Genomic DNA, 15,558 nt, shown 5'->3' on the forward strand with positions numbered 1-15,558 from the left:
TATGCGGTTCCTAGCCTGTTTACTTCTGGTTTTATCCTGCTTCTGCCGGGTCGTTGCTCAACAGCGAACGTACTGCAATCCAATGGACATCAGCTACCGGTACAACTTTGAGCAACTGAACGAGAAGATTTCGTACCGCTCAGGAGCCGATCCGGTCATCATTAACCACAAAAACGAGTATTACCTGTTCGTCACCATTCAGGGCGGCTGGTGGCACTCGAAAGACTTAGTCAACTGGAAATACGTCGTTCCCGACAAATGGCCCATGGAGGACATGTGTGCTCCGGCGGCCCTGTCGGTGCGCGACACCTTGTACTTGTTTCAATCTACGTTCGAGCAACGTCCTATTTTTATTTCGACGGAACCCGAAAAAGGAAAGCTGCTCTTTTATAACCGCTGGCTTCCCCGCCTGCCCAAAGACATTGGTCCCTGGGACCCGGCCCTTTTTCACGATGACGACACCGACAGGTGGTACATGTACTGGGGTTCTTCCAACGTTTACCCGATTTTCGGCGCCGAACTCGACAAGAATCGTAAGCTGACCTACGCGGGCAATAATCCGGCGGAGGCTTATAAGGCAATGCTCTGGCTCGACCCCTACCAGCACGGTTGGGAACGGTTCGGACCAAACCATTCGGACCCATTCAAACCGTTTACCGAAGGAGCCTGGATGACGAAATACAACGGAAAATATTACTTGCAATACGGTGCGCCCGGTACCGAGTACAACGTTTACGGCAACGGTACTTACGTTGGGAAAGAGCCGCTTGGCCCGTTTGAGTATGCGCCTTACAATCCGGTAGCCTACAAACCGGGCGGCTTTGCCACGGGGTGTGGTCACGGCAACACGTTTCAGGATAATTTCGGCAACTACTGGAATACGGGTACCACCTGGATTGGCTACAACTGGGGCATGGAACGACGAATCGCTATGAATCCGGCGGGCTTCGACAAAGACGATCAGTTATTTGCCAATACCCGGTTCGGCGACTTTCCCCATTATTTGGCTACCAAAAAAATACCGAGCGGGAATGGTACCGACAGCGATGCGCTATTTACGGGCTGGATGCTTCTCAACTACAAAAAACCGGTCGTGGCCTCCTCAACGCTATCCATTCCAACCGATTCCGTACGAGTGGCCGCTAACGTAGCCGACGAAAATCCGCGTACGTTCTGGGTAGCGGCTCAGAATAGACCGGGCGAAACCTTAACCACCGACTTAGGTACCGAACGGGAAATCCGGGCGGTCCAGGTCGATTACATCGATTACAAACAAACCCTGTACGAGTCCGACTCCACGGTATACACGCAGTTTAAAATCCTGACGTCGATCGACAACAAAAAATGGGATGTTGTGGCTGATCTCAGCAAGGAGCCTAAGCGCGACCGGGCCTGTGCCTACGTAGAACTAGCCAAGCCCGTCCGGGCGCGGTATGTACGCTACGAACACCTATACGTAGCTGGTTCCCATCTGGCAATCAACGCATTTCGCCTATTTGGCAACGGATTCGGTAAAGCTCCGGCAACGCCTGTCCTAACCGCTAAGCGTCAGAAAGACCAGCGGAATGCAGACCTGTCGTGGAGCAAAGTACCGGGGGCCGTGGGCTACAATATCCGCTGGGGTATTGCTCCCGACAAGCTATACCAGACTTATCAGTTCTGGAACGATCAACCCAACACCTTCGAATTGCGGGCGCTGAACGTTGGTGTCCCCTATTATTTCGCCATCGAAGCGTTCGATGAGAATGGGGTATCCGTGTTAAGCAAAGCCATTGACGATGGTTCTGGATTGGGGAAAAAGTAATAGCTTTCTGTCATGCAATTCTCTTTTCGAAACGACCAGCCCGACGTAGCCGTTGCTATTCTTCGCGAGGTAGGCCAATGGCTTGTTGACAACGACCGTCAACTCTGGAACGTTGATGCGCTCACGCTGGAAAACCTTATCGACAATTTTACGCGGGATAAGCTTTACGTGATGTACGCCAATCGGGATGACGGAAGCGAACCCGAACCGGCAGCAACCTTTGTGCTTCAATGGGAAGATCCGCTCTACTGGCCTGATATTCCAGCTCATACGTCGGGATTTATCCACAAATTAGCGATCCGACGCCCTTTCAACGGACAAAACCTGTTTGCGTCGATAATCGAATTTTGTCAGAACGAATGTCGGAAACAGGGCATTCACTCCATCCAGCTCGAAACCGACGCCGGGCGGCCAAAACTCATGCAATTTTACGAACGCCACGGTTTTCAGCCCACCTACCAACGTGACGTGCAGGAGTTTGATGTATCGTTTACGTGCCAGTTTTATATACTGAATTTCTGACCGGACAACCCCTCCGAAAAACGGCTGATTGGGATTGATAAAGACGGGCAATCAAAAATCTTTTGAACCGACAAGCGAACGGCTGGTTCATTAGCTGGGGACATCGGGTTAGTCTGAGATCCTGCCGGTTTCCATTCTGTTTTATCAATTTCTTTATTCATGCCCGAACCGAATCAGCGAACAAGCCGCGATTTTCGTCTGTATCACATTTATGCAATCATCCTGATTGACGTCATTGTCGGTTCGGCGGTCGGTCCTATTTTGCCGGAGTTCGTCCGGGGGTTACAGAAGCCTCAGCTCTGGCTAGCGGTTGGTACAGCACTTTTCCTGGGTGTACAGTTGTTTTCGGCTCCGCTCTTGGGCAAACTTTCTGACGGGTACGGTCGCCGGCCCATTTTTATTATCTCATCCATCGGTACATTTCTGGCCGACTGTCTGCTTTTGCCCGTACGCGTCGGTTTTTACTTTGCCAATCGGATCAGCGATGGCGTTACCAATGGCATGTATGCCACCGTACGATCATCGATCACCGATATTTCGCCGAAAGATCAACTGTTTAAAAACCTGGGCATCGAAGGCGCAATTATTTCGCTGGGCTTTGTGATTGGTCCGGCTGCGTCGGGCCTATTGCTGACCACCTTCGATATCGTTGAAGGACACCAGGCCAAGGTAGTCGCCATCATGGCGGTGGTGTTGTCGAGCGTGAACATGATCTTGAGCTGGACGCTTCGGGAAACGCACCCGAACCCACCTGGTGTAGACGTTTCGGCACTTAAAAGCGAACTTGTTCAATCGCTCAGCGTTCATACGCTCTGGCGTCGCCTGATGGACAAAGAGAAGCAGCACCGTGGCTTGAAACAGCTTGTACTGATGCAGTTGGCGCTGACTCTGGCCGTCGGTTACTACTTTTACTTCGTTACGTTTGCCAGCTTTGGCGAACTACACATGGACGCGAAAGCAATTTCTTATTTTTTCATGTACTTCGGCGGATTGAGCGTTGTGATCAGCTATGTTTTTTACGCGTACATCGCCGACCGTATCAACCAGCAGAAAGCAATTTTCTGGCTGGCTCTGCTGGGTACGCCTATACTTGGTGGTTATGGACTCATCGGTACGTCTGTCTTTTCGCTGTACGTTCTGGTTACGTTTGACTGCCTCACGTTTTCGCTGATCCAGGGTTTGATCGAAGGGCTGATGGCTCGACTGACCACCGACGAAGACCGTGGCGAAATATTCGGAATCAACCAGGCGTTGCAGGGCTTGGCCAGCTTCGTCACCACCATTGTGCTCGGCATCTTGTCCCTGGTTGACCTACGGTTACCGTTTGCCTGGTTTGCCGTTTGTCTGGCCGCAGTAGCCTGGCTAGCCAGCCGACGTGTAGGAACCCATAAAGCAATCTAGCGCGGCCTTTGGCTCATTTTCAGCGTTGCCCCAAACGTTATGTCGGGAGCTGGCCTATCTCGGCCAGAGCTTCTTGTATTACGATCAATCAGGCTTCGTCAAGAAGCGGTATCGTTTCCAGGTTTTCTCCCGAAAAAGCAATGGCTCGTTCGGCGAATAACACTTTAATTGCGGCCCATGTCGTGCGAAACAATTCACTTTTGCGGTAAGCGTCCAGCTCTTCGGCAGAATCCCAAAGGCTATACGTCATCCGAACGTTAGGATGGTCCGGATCGCTTAGCAGTTGAAGAAAGCGATTGCCGGGGAATGCCCGAATCTGATGCTTTGAGTCGTCGAAAATAGTGTGGAAGTCGGAAAGTTTGTCTTCCTGAAAGGTCATACGGACAATACGGACGAGCATTTTTGTTAAACTAAGCTTGTGGTTTATCGTTCCTTGTTTAATGTTTGCAGAACCGTTTCTACGGCTTACAGACAGGTATCGCGCTGTGTTGACAGCCTGACAAAAACTACAAACCCTAATTTATGAATTACCGTACATTTGGCCGCACCGGCTGGGAAGTTTCCGAGATCGGCTATGGCATGTGGGGCCTCGCCGATTGGACCGGCTCCGAACGTTCACAGATCGAGAAAGCGCTTGACCTTGCCGTCGAACGCGGCTGCAACTTTTTCGATACCGCCTGGGGGTATGGCTCTGGCTTGAGCGAACAAATTCTCGGCGAACTCCTAAAACGTCATCCGGAAAAAACGCTTTATTCTGCCACAAAAATTCCACCCAAAAATCGCAAATGGCCTTCCAAGCCGGACTTTCAACTGGACGACGTTTTCCCATCCGATTACATTGTTGAATACACTGAAAAAAGCTTGCAGAATCTGGGTGTTGAAACGATTGATCTGCTTCAGTTTCACGTCTGGGAAGACGCCTGGGCCGAGCGCGAAGAATGGCAGGACACTATCACGAAACTAACGCAGCAGGGTAAGGTACGCGCCTGGGGGATTTCGATTAATCGCTGGGAACCGGACAACAGCCTGAAGACGCTTCAAACGGGACTGATCGACGCGGTGCAGGTAATCTACAACATTTTCGACCAGAATCCCGAAGACAATCTGTTTCCGCTGTGTCGTGAACTCAATCTTGGCGTGATCGCCCGCGTTCCTTTCGATGAAGGTACATTGACGGGTACGTTTACGAAAGAAACGACATTCCCGGCCAACGACTGGCGTTCCACCTACTTTGTTCCCGAGAACCTGAACAGCAGCGTTGACCATGCCGACGCGTTGAAGCCGCTGATTCCCGAAGGCATGACGATGCCCGAAATGGCACTGCGATTCATCTTAAGCAATCCTGACGTTCACACTACGATTCCGGGAATGCGCCAACTACGAAACGTAGAAGCGAATACGGCGGTTAGCGATGGACGCGGTCTGTTACCAGAATTGCTGCACGAACTGAAAGGGCACCGCTGGGACCGTACGCCAACCGAGTGGAGCCAATAGCCCAGGGGGTAGGTATCGACCAAAAACGAATCGAGCCCGCAGGATTATGCGGGCTCGATTCATTACAAAAAACGGGGCTAACTTAGTACAGTGTTGTTACGCCGACTGGCTCACGTACGGTTACGCCTTCCTGAATAAAAGCAATCAGATCTTGGTTAAGACGGTCTTTTTCGGTCACATACAAACCGTGGGGAGCACCGTCGTAAACGATGTATTGCGCTGATGGTATCGCATTAGCGGTCCGTTCGCCCGATGCTTCGATGGGTACGGTCTTGTCATCGTCCCCGTGAATTACCAGCGTTGGCACATGTATCTGAGTTAAATCGTCGCGGAAGTCCGTAGTCGCAAACGCATTCGCGCAATCAAGCGTAGCCCGGTAAGAGGCTTCGTAAGCCCGGTAGAAATCGCCATCCAGATGCGCCTGGCTAACGGGCTTGCTCAGCAAGCCTACGCCGTAAAACTGCTTGCCAAAAGTTTGCAGAAAGTCAGCACGGTCCTTTTGAAGATTTTCCGTGATTTCATCGAAAACGCTCTGGTCAACGCCATCCGGGTTGTCTTCGGTTTTCAGCAGGTAAGGTGTAACGGCGCTAACAAAAGCGACCTTCGATACCCGCGCTCCACCGTAACGGCTCATGTAACGGGCTACTTCGCCACCACCCATCGAAAATCCTACCAGCGTAACGTTTTGCAGATCAAGCGTGTCCAGCACAGCTTTAAGATCGGCGGCTAGTGTGTCATAATCATAACCATCCCAGGTTTGCGTCGATTTGCCGAAGCCACGACGGTCATATGCGATCACCCGCATACCGTGGGCTGGTAACTCAGCTAATTGATAATCCCACATAGAGTGGCTCAGCGGCCAGCCGTGAATCAATACAACTGGGTTGCCGGTACCTAAATCCTGATAGAAAAGTTTTACGTCATTACCCGACGCGTCAGTATCTACTTTGATGTAACTCATGTCCTTAAGGTGAATTGTTGAATAAATCATCTATTCAACCAGGACTGTCACAAATAGTTTGACGTTCATTGTCATTTGGTAGTTTTTCGAGATTGATCTATCATTGAAGCATGAAACAATCGCTTCTCCATCGACTTGCCAGCCAACCCGATGCCCTGAATCATTTGCTATTTGGCTTAACTGAACAACAAATCCGGCAGCGGCCACCATCCGGCAAATGGTCTATTTTCGAAAACATAGCGCATTTAGGCCGCTATCAGGAAATTTTTGTGGACAGACTCCATCGCATCAATTCCGAAGAGGCACCCTTATTTAATCGCTACGTAGCCGACGAAGATCCCGGCTTTTCGGGCTGGACGCAGCTTTCGGTTGATGAACTCCTGGAACGGCTGCGGGGAGAGCGGGCCACGTTGAATGCATTTCTGAGTATCCTTCCCGAAGAACAGCTTCTCCGCGTGGGGCAGCATCCGGCTTCCGGTATGATGACGGTCGAAGGATGGACCGAGCTTTTTCTGCTTCACGAAGCCCATCACTTCTTCACCGTTCTGCAACTGGGCGGTGCCCTACGGACCGCCGATCAGCCAATGGGCCTGTACCCGCTGCCTGCTCAGTAAAAGCGTCGATAAACCTTTTCATCAATCTGTTGGCTTACTTGCTGAAACGCGTTCCAATCCTCAATGGCAGGGATAGACATCAATTTCATGGGAATAGCCGTGCCGTTCGCCCGGTAAGGGGGTTGTTTGTATGCGAACGGATTCAGGAAAAACCCCTGACGTTCGTAGAATCGAACTCTTCGCTGGCTCATGTCATCGGTAGGCAGTTCTACTTCGAGAACATAGGTAGCTTTTTCCAGCGTCAGTAGTGATTGTAAAGCTTTCTGGCCGAGTTGTCGGCCACGCTGTTCAGGGTCAACGGCAAAATGTTCAACATAAATCAGGTTGTCCCATTGCCAGTAGATGATAAAACCAATGGGTTTTTCCTGTTCTACCAGCGCACATATATGCATATCTGGACTATCCAGCATTTGGAGAAGCTGCGTAAAATCGCGCCTTTCTTCCATTGGAAAAGCTTGCTCGTACCACACCTGAATGGTAGCCAGGTACGGATGTGGACCCGTAATTCGTAGAAACTGCATCGTCTGCAAACAACATTGCGCCCGAAAATAACAGCTTGTCGCCGATCAAGGAATAGCTTCACTGACCGGCGACAAACTGCGACTACAACAACACTCCCTGAAATACCTCATCCAGTCGAGACACGGGCTTGATGCTGATCTTATAGTCTTTGGCGTCCAAGCCTTTCAGGTTGTATTTAGAAATAAAGATTTTCTTAAAGCCTAACTTCTCCGCTTCGGCAATCCGCGATTCGATCCGACTGACGGCCCGTACTTCGCCCCCAAGCCCTACTTCGGCAGCAAAAGCCACCGACGGCAGAATAGCCGTATCCTCGTAGCTGGACACCACAGCCGCGCATACCGCCAGGTCGATGGCCGGATCTTCTACGCGTAGTCCACCGGCAATGTTAAGAAACACGTCCTGCTGGCCTAATCGGAACCCACCCCGCTTTTCCAGAACAGCCAGCAGCATATTCAATCGCTTCGCGTCGAAACCCGTGCTACTTCGTTGCGGAGTTCCGTACGTAGCCACGCTAACCAATGCCTGCGTTTCGATCATCAAGGGCCGATTCCCTTCCAGCATCGACCCGATGGTAACGCCACTCAACGCTTCGTCGCGCTGCGAAATCAGGATTTCGGACGGGTTGGTCACCTGCCGAAGTCCGGAGCCAAGCATTTCATAAATTCCCAGTTCGTCGGTACTGCCAAAGCGGTTTTTTGTCGTACGCAGGATTCGATACGTCGTGTGCCGGTCCCCTTCGAAGGTCAGGACCGTATCGACCATGTGTTCTAACACTTTAGGACCAGCCAGCGTCCCTTCTTTGGTAATATGACCGATCATAAACACAGGCACTCCGCTTTCTTTGGCGTATTTCATGAACTCAGCCGTGCATTCGCGCACCTGCGAGACGCTTCCTGCCCCCGATTCGACCAGCGATGACTGCATTGTCTGGATGGAGTCGATGATCAGAATTTCCGGTTCAAAGTGTTCAGCAACGCGAAAGATGTTCTGCGTCGAAGTTTCGGTCATCACGTGGCAATCGCTCACGGGCGCGTCCAACCGCTCGGCTCGCATCTTGATCTGTTGCTCACTTTCTTCACCCGACACGTATAACACGCGTAGTCCAGCCAGGCTAAGGGCAATTTGCAGCAGCAGCGTCGATTTGCCAATTCCCGGTTCACCACCGATAAGCACAAGCGAGCCGGGGACAATCCCACCGCCCAGTACTCGGTTTAGTTCGCCATCAATCGTTGCGATCCGGGGTTGCTCTTCGTAATTGATGGCGTGGAGCGCCTTGGGTTTAGGCGTAGTCTTTATACCACCCGGTCCAGACGATGGACTGCGCCAGCTTCCTTTCTCGGGTTCGTCCTTCTGGACGAGTTCTTCAACGAACGTGTTCCACTCGCCACAGGACGGACAACGACCCAGCCATTTAGCCGACTGGTGGCCGCAACTCTGACAGAAATAGGTGGTTTTTATTTTGGCCATCTTCTCGGTTAACAGGGAGCAGCGATAAATTATCGACAAAAAAACGCCCGTCCATTAAACGTTGTCACGGACACTATATCCAAGGACAAATGCCTGTAAACGGGTCGCTTATTGACGGAAAACTACTCATCTATGTAACGCCGTTTGCTCGAAATAAGTTGGCCTTTCATACCGTTCAGGCACAATTCACGTTAAACCCAATGGTTCATCTATTTTACGATCACTTATGAAAAAGAACCTGCTTTTTGCGGCATTTATGTTGCTGCCAGCTTTGACATTTGCTCAGGGCGGCTTCCAGATTGGAATCAAAGGAGGAGTTAATCTATCAAAGCTCAGTTTTGGCAATTTCGTTAGAACCGGCACAACCGGCACTGGACAACCAACCGTTGGTGTTGACGGTCAAACCTTTCGGGATAATTTAAGCGCTAGTCTTGATACGCGAACGGGTACGTCTTTCGGTATTTATACCCGTTTTGGTAAAAATTTATTTCTTCAGCCCGAATTGATGTATTCAACCAAGGCTGGCTCGTTTGATGTCGTGCGTAATGGTGCTACGGAAACCGTAACGGTTAAAACAACCAGTTTTGACGTACCGATTCTACTGGGTATCAAAGGCGGGCCAATTCGGGTAATGGCCGGACCGATTATTTCGTTCCGTATTGACGACAACCAGCGACTGGGAGAAGCGATCCGTCAGTACACGAACGGAAGTCTGAATGATGCCTGGTCCCAGGCTTATTATGGTTACCAAGTGGGTGGCGGTCTGGATCTTGGGTCGTTTGGCCTGGATGTGCGTTACGAAGGCAACCTTACCGACATCGCCCAGATTGAGAATAGCGCTGGCAAATTCAGTCAGCGCCTGAAGTCGTGGCAGATCACGTTAGCTTACCGGTTATTCTAGGCGATAGCTGCCCATTGCCACAAAAAACAAAACCGTTGCTGTCTACTCCAGGAGTCCGCAGCAACGGTTGTTCTTTCAAATAACCCACTAAATTGATATTCAGTACCGCCGATTGAGTTTTTCCTCAACCGGCGGTTTATAGTTTCTAATTAAGCAGTTTTTGCCAGAATTGGGTCAACTGCTGCGAAATGTCTTTCATCCGCCGACGTGAGATAGCCACCTCACGACCATCTGCCAGTTGTACATGGCGCTCCTTGTTAAAAACGCTACGCTGCACATAAGCCAGATTCACAATGTAGGACTTGTGGATACGAAGAAAGATCGAACCATCCAGCGTTTTTTCAAACTCCTTCAGCGTTTTAGATACTAAGTATTTTTTACGGTCCCGCGTAAACAGAAAGGTATAGTTCCCTTCACCTTGTAGGCACAACACATCATCGACGGCGATAAAAATGGTTCGGTTCAGGTAAGGCAGCGTAATACGCTGCGAACCGCGCTGGTAAGAGGCTGGAAATTGAGGAACTACAGCCGTTGGCGGGACAGATGAGAAAACAGTGGCTTCCATATCGAGACGTTTTTGGTTCGTGTATTTGTTCTTGATTGATGAAACAAAACTACCGTCCTCCAGCGGGTCTCAAAACAAATGGCTTGACTACCTGAGCAACTCAATTAGAGCTAACTATTTAGTAATCAAGCCATTCAATGATTTTCCTTTAAAATCTTCAAGTGAATGTACCCAACTCAATACGTAAAACTACGTGGTTGAGCCAGTGGGAAGCCTACGGGCTATTTCCGGGGAAATAACCACGTCAAGTGATTAATTTAACGCTACTGGTTGGAAATCACGAATGCGATCCATGAACATTTGAGCCCGACGACGTGAGATTTTTACCTGCTGACCATCCGTCAACTCCAATTCACCTTCTTTTTTTACGAAAAACTTCCGCACAAAACCCAGATTGACAATGCACGATTTATGAACCCGAACGAACGCCTGTCCATCAAGCAGCGTTTCGTATTCTTTTAATGTACGCGACACAAGCATTTTAGTACCATCTTTCAGGAAGAAATTTGTGTAGTTTCCGCAGCCTTCAAGACGTACAATTTCGTCGACAGAAACCGTGCGTTTACGGTCGTAGAATGGGATCAGAAGTTTTTGTAAACAAGAGGAATCGGCAATTTTTTCCACACTTTTGTGGAACGGCATAGACATAGGGTCAAAAATTGAGTCATTGGCAAATGTTTTCATAGCCGCTATAAGTGAGGTTTGATAATGATTGTATTGGGATTGAGATTCAATGAGTTAGTACGCCGATACGCTGCTTAAAGCTTTAATCTCAACGTATATTCTTAGGGTTATAAGCGCAACAATCAGACCTACTTCTCTCAGTAGCCCCCGTTTTCTTCATGTTATTTTATAAACCCTTATTTTTCAGACCACTTTTGCCGCTTACTCAACAAATTTTAAAGTCAACTTTTTGCAATCATTTTAACTGAATTTAGTAGTATTGGGTAATAAAAGCCACAGTCATCCGGCTGTGAAACGAACTACATTGGACGCGCTGTCAGGATTTACGTACCTTTGCAGCCATAAAGAAAGACTGATCAACCTGTAGCTTATGCTGGAGAACGTTAAGGCCATATACGAAGAAATAAATCAATACAACGTCGCATCGAAAGAGCAACTTGAGCAATTTCGAATGCGGTTCATCAGTCGAAAAGGTGTTATAACGGAGTTGTTTGAAGGGTTGAAGACAATTCCAGCAGCCGACCGACGTGCTGTTGGTCAGGAACTCAACGGTCTGAAAAACTTTGCCCAGGAGCGATTTGACGCGTTTACGCAACTAGTAGATGATCAACAGACAGCTGCCAACAGTGCTCCTCCCGTTGATTTGACGTTGCCAACAATTCCGAATTTGACGGGGACTCAACACCCCCTGACGTTGGTCCGACAACGCATTATTCAGATTTTTGAACGCATTGGTTTCAACGTCACCGACGGTCCCGAGATCGAGTCTGACTGGTATAATTTCGGGGCGCTGAACTTCCCCGACAACCACCCTGCGCGCGACATGCAGGATACGTTCTTTGTTGAAAAGAAAAGCGATTCAGCAGGCGATATGCTGTTACGAACCCATACATCGAACGTACAAATTCGGTTGATGGAGCGGCAAAAACCGCCTATACGCTCGATTATGCCCGGTCGTGTGTACCGCAACGAAACCATATCGGCACGGGCACACTGCATGTTCCATCAGGTCGAAGGCATTTACATTGACCGTAACGTTGGATTCAAAGACCTAAAGGACACGCTGTATCATTTCGTTAAAGAGATGTTTGAGCCGGGTACGCAAATCCGGTTCCGCCCCTCCTACTTCCCGTTTACAGAACCCAGCGCCGAGATCGACATTTCGTGTCAGATTTGCGGTGGTAAAGGGTGTAACATCTGCAAACACTCCGGTTGGGTTGAGATCGCAGGCTCGGGCATGGTCGATCCGCAGGTAATTGCCAATTGCGGGATTGATCCTGAAGAATACACCGGTTTTGCCTTCGGTATGGGCATCGAGCGCATTACTCAGTTGAAATACGTTGTCAACGACTTACGTCTGTATACCGAAAATGACGTTCGTTTCCTGCGTCAGTTTGAAGGACTTTAATGTAGCGAACGAATGCCTGGTCGAACGAGTAAACCCAACCCATCAATGGTTCATTCGTTCAGCCAGGCCCTCGTTTCCACTTTCACCGATCAGTTATGTCTCCTATTCGCCTTTCCGACTTAGCGTTCACCCTTGAAGCTGTCCTCGATGAAGCCTTCGGTCAAAAAGCGGTGTGGGTCATTGCGGAAACGAGCGACATAAAAAATTACCCAGACCGGGGATACTGCTTCCTAACACTGGTCGAACGGGAATCGGCAGGGCGTGAAACGCTGGCTAAGCTCGATGCCTGCATCTGGCGACGCAATTATCACACAATCAAAGATTTTGAGCAGGCTACAGGGGTAGCTTTCGCCCGGAATATTCAGTTGTTGATGCTTGTTTCGGTAAGCTTCAGCCCGGTTTACGGCTTACGGCTTGAGATCCTTAAAATCGATCCCTCCTACACGCTCGGTAATCTGGAACGCGAACGTCAGGCCGTTTTGGATGCACTGGTTCTGGACCATCCCGATTTGGTGTGGCTCGAAGCGGGTCAGTACATTACGGCCAATCAATTACTTCCCCGACCGGCGGTTATGCAACGATTGGCCCTGATTTCAGCTCCTGGCTCCGATGGTTGGCGTGACTTCCGGCATGAGCTAACACAGAATCCGTTTGGCTATGACTTTGTGGTCGATGAGTACCTGTGTCAGGTTCAGGGAAAAGGCGCTGAAAAAGCGATCTGTGCCCAACTCGAACGGATTCAGGCCAGCAACGTAGCTTACGACTCGGTTGTCATCGTACGCGGTGGCGGTTCTCAACTGGATTTTGGCTCGTTCGATACCTACGTGCTGGGGCAGGCCGTTGCCGGATTCGACATTCCCATACTAGCCGGTATTGGCCACGAACGGAATGTCAGCATCACGGATCTACTCTGCCACGAAAGCGTAAAAACCCCGACGAAAGCGGCTGCCTTTTTGGTAGAACACAACCGTCAATTCGAAGAAAGTTGCCTGCTGCTGCGTGACCGGCTGAGCGTAGTAGCCCGCGAAACGCTGCAAACGACGCGCGAGCAACTGGATGCCGAAACCGAACGGCTTCGGTTTGTCATGCACAACTATTTCCGTGACCGGCATACCGACCTGACCGAGAAAGCGGTGACCATTCGGCATCTCGATCCGGCGAACGTACTCCGGCGCGGGTATGCCCTTGTTCTGCGAAACGGTTGTATTTTAACGCAAAGCGACGACATCAAATCCGGCGAAACGCTTGATATCCAGTTGAAAGACGGTACTGTTACAGTAATCAGCGCGTAATCTTTGATAGGCAGTTGCTGATCAGTATATTACTCGTTCAAACCGCCACCTGACAACAGAAGTAAATTATTTTTAACAAACCTATGACTTATCAGGAGGCTTACGATCAGCTTGTTACGCTGGTCGATGCTATTGAGAATGACCAAGTTCCACTCGACGAGCTGCCCGCAAAAATCCGGTCAGCAACGGAGTTAATAACATTCTGCCAAAATCGGCTTCGCGATGTTGAAACCGAGTACCAGGATGTGATTGAACGCTTACCAAAGCGGTAGAAATAGGAATTTTATCATGGCGCGTTATGCGACCTTTGCCAAACCTTCCCTAATTTTATCGCCGGGGTAGCCCCTTTGGGGACATTTGTGCAGATTTTGATCGCGAGGTGAGGAATTGCCCCATATACTGCCTGATTGAGACTTTTTATATGAATTTGTTTGCCACGTTAAATGAAGTACTGAATTCGGACGTTCTGAGCAGGATTGCCGCCTACGTTGACGAACCAACCGAAAAAACGAACAAAGCCGTAAATGGTCTTGTCTATACGATTATAGGTGGCCTAATGAAACGGACTACCACTGAAATAGGTGTCAATCAACTGTTTAACCATATTCAGAAAGGCCGCTACGAAGGTACATTGACGGACAATCTGGCAACAACGTTACGCGATCCTAACCAGACGAATACGCTTATTACGCAAGGAGACGAAGTCATCAGCCACCTCCTGCCAGCGATGAAAAGCTCAATCGGTAGCATGATTTCGAGCTACGCGGGTATTCGTAACTCGTCGGCAATTTCACTGCTAGGATTGACGAGCACTATTGTTTTGAACGTACTGGGCAAACAGGTTAAAAGTCAGAAACTGGACGCCGATGGTCTGGCTTCGACTTTATTCGCTGAGCGGGAAGCATTCGTGAATGCCGTACCGGATGAGCTTATGCCCCGGCTTATTGAAAAAGTTGGTCTTCACCAGATTGTCAATGGTGTAGCTACCCCAGCACGACGTAGTGCCGTTGAGTCCCCAGGTCGTTCCGTAGCGAGTACATCCGGCTCTTCGGTCCGATCAACGGCTACGGTCACCCGTCCTTCGGTTAGCTACGATCCGGTCGACGATTCCGATAGTGACAATGGTGCACTAACCAAATGGGGTGTGGGCGCCCTGCTAGCCGTAGCGCTTGCTGTCGGCGGTTATTTTGTATACCAAAACACGATAAACCATTCCGGAGTAGCCCAGGATTCCAGCGATCTGGCGACCGTCACGGGCGATACGATTCAGGCCGACACCGTAACCCGGTCGCTGGCCGTACCGGTCGAGCCAAAACCGCAGACAGCGACAGCAGCTCCCACGGCGGTTTCGACGGCAGCGCCTGTTTCAACAACCGGTCTTTCGGGTAATCTCAGCCAGCTAATGACGCCTTATCTGGGCAATGCTATGTTGCCCAAAGGTCGCGTCTTCCCGTTAACGGGCGTTGCCTTTATTCCTGGTTCGTTGTCGCTAACGGCAGGCTCTCAGGCGACTATCAACGAGTTGGCAACGTTGTTAAAGTCTTATCCGCAATTGCAGATTCAGCTTGTTGGTTATGCCAATGATGCTCAGGCAGGGGTTACCAATAAAAGCCTTTCGTTCAAGCGCGTTAACCAGATCAAACAGCAGCTGATGTCATCGGGAATAAGCTTTGTTCGAATTGACGCCATCGGACGCGGCACGGGTGTTGCCAAAAATGACACATCACGCATCCCCAAGCCGACAATGCGCAAAATCAACGTAAAAGTTGTGGCGAAATAAGTAGTTGACGGGTATGTGCAGCGCTTGTCAACTTCAGGGGTGAACGCTTAATCTGCTTCTCTTTGCCGGCTTATCATTATTTTATGATTGCCAAACAACTTTGTTTATGTCGGGTTGAGTAAAAGATTGAATCAACATACTCA

General features: G+C 49.9%; 16 protein-coding genes. 10 read left to right on the forward strand and 6 right to left on the reverse strand.

The window, feature by feature from the left end:
* Position 1 precedes the first annotated feature (1 nt).
* The 3 genes from LQ777_RS16735 to LQ777_RS16745 all read left to right on the forward strand — a co-directional run bounded on the left by LQ777_RS16735 (position 2) and on the right by LQ777_RS16745 (position 3,727).
* Entirely contained in the window at positions 2-1,804 is a 1,803-nt protein-coding gene (locus LQ777_RS16735) for a family 43 glycosylhydrolase (protein ID WP_232559077.1), read from the forward strand.
* Positions 1,805-1,816: 12 nt separating this feature from the next.
* Positions 1,817-2,326, forward strand: coding sequence for a GNAT family N-acetyltransferase (locus LQ777_RS16740; RefSeq protein ID WP_232559078.1), 510 nt, complete (start codon positions 1,817-1,819; stop codon positions 2,324-2,326).
* A gap of 159 nt (positions 2,327-2,485) precedes the next feature.
* Entirely contained in the window at positions 2,486-3,727 is a 1,242-nt protein-coding gene (locus tag LQ777_RS16745) for an MFS transporter (RefSeq protein WP_232559079.1), read from the forward strand.
* An 88-nt stretch (positions 3,728-3,815) separates the two neighbouring features.
* Here the strand turns inward: LQ777_RS16745 and LQ777_RS16750 are convergent, their stop codons facing one another.
* A complete protein-coding gene (locus LQ777_RS16750) occupies positions 3,816-4,127 on the reverse strand; it encodes a putative quinol monooxygenase (protein ID WP_232559080.1) in 312 nt (103 codons plus the stop codon).
* A 122-nt stretch (positions 4,128-4,249) separates the two neighbouring features.
* Between LQ777_RS16750 and LQ777_RS16755 the strand changes: the two genes are divergently transcribed.
* Positions 4,250-5,221: an aldo/keto reductase gene (locus LQ777_RS16755; RefSeq protein WP_232559081.1), complete on the forward strand. Its 972-nt coding sequence runs from the start codon at positions 4,250-4,252 to the stop codon at positions 5,219-5,221.
* A gap of 82 nt (positions 5,222-5,303) precedes the next feature.
* Here LQ777_RS16755 and LQ777_RS16760 read toward each other — a convergent pair whose 3' ends face one another.
* Positions 5,304-6,182: an alpha/beta fold hydrolase gene (locus tag LQ777_RS16760; protein ID WP_232559082.1), complete on the reverse strand. Its 879-nt coding sequence runs from the start codon at positions 6,180-6,182 to the stop codon at positions 5,304-5,306.
* A 110-nt stretch (positions 6,183-6,292) separates the two neighbouring features.
* Between LQ777_RS16760 and LQ777_RS16765 the strand changes: the two genes are divergently transcribed.
* Positions 6,293-6,796, forward strand: a complete 504-nt coding sequence (locus tag LQ777_RS16765) for a DinB family protein (protein WP_232559083.1) — start codon at positions 6,293-6,295, stop codon at positions 6,794-6,796.
* Here the strand turns inward: LQ777_RS16765 and LQ777_RS16770 are convergent.
* Together LQ777_RS16770 and radA are read right to left on the reverse strand one after the other, a co-directional pair.
* A complete protein-coding gene (locus tag LQ777_RS16770; protein ID WP_232559084.1) occupies positions 6,790-7,317 on the reverse strand; it encodes a GNAT family N-acetyltransferase in 528 nt (175 codons plus the stop codon). The two genes, LQ777_RS16765 and LQ777_RS16770, sit on opposite strands and share 7 nt — an antisense overlap.
* A gap of 82 nt (positions 7,318-7,399) precedes the next feature.
* Positions 7,400-8,785, reverse strand: a complete 1,386-nt coding sequence (gene radA, locus LQ777_RS16775) for a DNA repair protein RadA (RefSeq protein ID WP_232559085.1) — start codon at positions 8,783-8,785, stop codon at positions 7,400-7,402.
* 226 nt (positions 8,786-9,011) lie between these two features.
* Between radA and LQ777_RS16780 the strand changes: the two genes are divergently transcribed.
* Positions 9,012-9,686: a porin family protein gene (locus LQ777_RS16780; protein WP_232559086.1), complete on the forward strand. Its 675-nt coding sequence runs from the start codon at positions 9,012-9,014 to the stop codon at positions 9,684-9,686.
* A gap of 145 nt (positions 9,687-9,831) precedes the next feature.
* On the opposite strand, the gene LQ777_RS16785 is transcribed toward LQ777_RS16780, so the two are convergent.
* Entirely contained in the window at positions 9,832-10,251 is a 420-nt protein-coding gene (locus tag LQ777_RS16785) for a LytR/AlgR family response regulator transcription factor (protein ID WP_232559087.1), read from the reverse strand.
* A gap of 252 nt (positions 10,252-10,503) precedes the next feature.
* A complete protein-coding gene (locus tag LQ777_RS16790; protein ID WP_232559088.1) occupies positions 10,504-10,935 on the reverse strand; it encodes a LytR/AlgR family response regulator transcription factor in 432 nt (143 codons plus the stop codon).
* Positions 10,936-11,305: 370 nt separating this feature from the next.
* Between LQ777_RS16790 and pheS the strand changes: the two genes are divergently transcribed.
* From pheS to LQ777_RS16810, 4 genes are all read left to right on the forward strand, one after another.
* Positions 11,306-12,343, forward strand: coding sequence for a phenylalanine--tRNA ligase subunit alpha (gene pheS / locus LQ777_RS16795; RefSeq protein ID WP_232559089.1), 1,038 nt, complete (start codon positions 11,306-11,308; stop codon positions 12,341-12,343).
* A gap of 95 nt (positions 12,344-12,438) precedes the next feature.
* Positions 12,439-13,635 carry an exodeoxyribonuclease VII large subunit gene (locus tag LQ777_RS16800; RefSeq protein ID WP_232559090.1) on the forward strand — a complete coding sequence of 399 codons (1,197 nt, stop codon included), beginning with the start codon at positions 12,439-12,441 and terminating at the stop codon, positions 13,633-13,635.
* An 83-nt stretch (positions 13,636-13,718) separates the two neighbouring features.
* The gene (xseB, locus tag LQ777_RS16805) at positions 13,719-13,907 is read left to right on the forward strand and encodes an exodeoxyribonuclease VII small subunit (protein ID WP_232559091.1); all 189 of its coding nucleotides are present in this window, start codon (positions 13,719-13,721) and stop codon (positions 13,905-13,907) included.
* Positions 13,908-14,056: 149 nt separating this feature from the next.
* Positions 14,057-15,415, forward strand: coding sequence for a DUF937 domain-containing protein (locus tag LQ777_RS16810; protein ID WP_232559092.1), 1,359 nt, complete (start codon positions 14,057-14,059; stop codon positions 15,413-15,415).
* The last annotated feature ends 143 nt before the right edge of the window (positions 15,416-15,558 follow it).

It is taken from the genome of Spirosoma oryzicola (assembly GCF_021233055.1).
GTDB lineage: Bacteria > Bacteroidota > Bacteroidia > Cytophagales > Spirosomataceae > Spirosoma > Spirosoma oryzicola.

Excerpts from the sequence above, each read along its gene's own strand:
- LQ777_RS16735 (WP_232559077.1), top strand. The coding sequence starts at position 2 with ATGCGGTTCCTAGCCTGTTTACTTCTGGTTTTATCCTGCTTCTGCCGG.
- LQ777_RS16740 (WP_232559078.1), top strand. The coding sequence starts at position 1,817 with ATGCAATTCTCTTTTCGAAACGACCAGCCCGACGTAGCCGTTGCTATT.
- LQ777_RS16745 (WP_232559079.1), top strand. The coding sequence starts at position 2,486 with ATGCCCGAACCGAATCAGCGAACAAGCCGCGATTTTCGTCTGTATCAC.
- LQ777_RS16750 (WP_232559080.1), bottom strand. The coding sequence starts at position 4,127 with ATGCTCGTCCGTATTGTCCGTATGACCTTTCAGGAAGACAAACTTTCC.
- LQ777_RS16755 (WP_232559081.1), top strand. The coding sequence starts at position 4,250 with ATGAATTACCGTACATTTGGCCGCACCGGCTGGGAAGTTTCCGAGATC.
- LQ777_RS16760 (WP_232559082.1), bottom strand. The coding sequence starts at position 6,182 with ATGAGTTACATCAAAGTAGATACTGACGCGTCGGGTAATGACGTAAAA.
- LQ777_RS16765 (WP_232559083.1), top strand. The coding sequence starts at position 6,293 with ATGAAACAATCGCTTCTCCATCGACTTGCCAGCCAACCCGATGCCCTG.
- LQ777_RS16770 (WP_232559084.1), bottom strand. The coding sequence starts at position 7,317 with ATGCAGTTTCTACGAATTACGGGTCCACATCCGTACCTGGCTACCATT.
- radA (WP_232559085.1), bottom strand. The coding sequence starts at position 8,785 with ATGGCCAAAATAAAAACCACCTATTTCTGTCAGAGTTGCGGCCACCAG.
- LQ777_RS16780 (WP_232559086.1), top strand. The coding sequence starts at position 9,012 with ATGAAAAAGAACCTGCTTTTTGCGGCATTTATGTTGCTGCCAGCTTTG.
- LQ777_RS16785 (WP_232559087.1), bottom strand. The coding sequence starts at position 10,251 with ATGGAAGCCACTGTTTTCTCATCTGTCCCGCCAACGGCTGTAGTTCCT.
- LQ777_RS16790 (WP_232559088.1), bottom strand. The coding sequence starts at position 10,935 with ATGAAAACATTTGCCAATGACTCAATTTTTGACCCTATGTCTATGCCG.
- pheS (WP_232559089.1), top strand. The coding sequence starts at position 11,306 with ATGCTGGAGAACGTTAAGGCCATATACGAAGAAATAAATCAATACAAC.
- LQ777_RS16800 (WP_232559090.1), top strand. The coding sequence starts at position 12,439 with ATGTCTCCTATTCGCCTTTCCGACTTAGCGTTCACCCTTGAAGCTGTC.
- xseB (WP_232559091.1), top strand. The coding sequence starts at position 13,719 with ATGACTTATCAGGAGGCTTACGATCAGCTTGTTACGCTGGTCGATGCT.
- LQ777_RS16810 (WP_232559092.1), top strand. The coding sequence starts at position 14,057 with ATGAATTTGTTTGCCACGTTAAATGAAGTACTGAATTCGGACGTTCTG.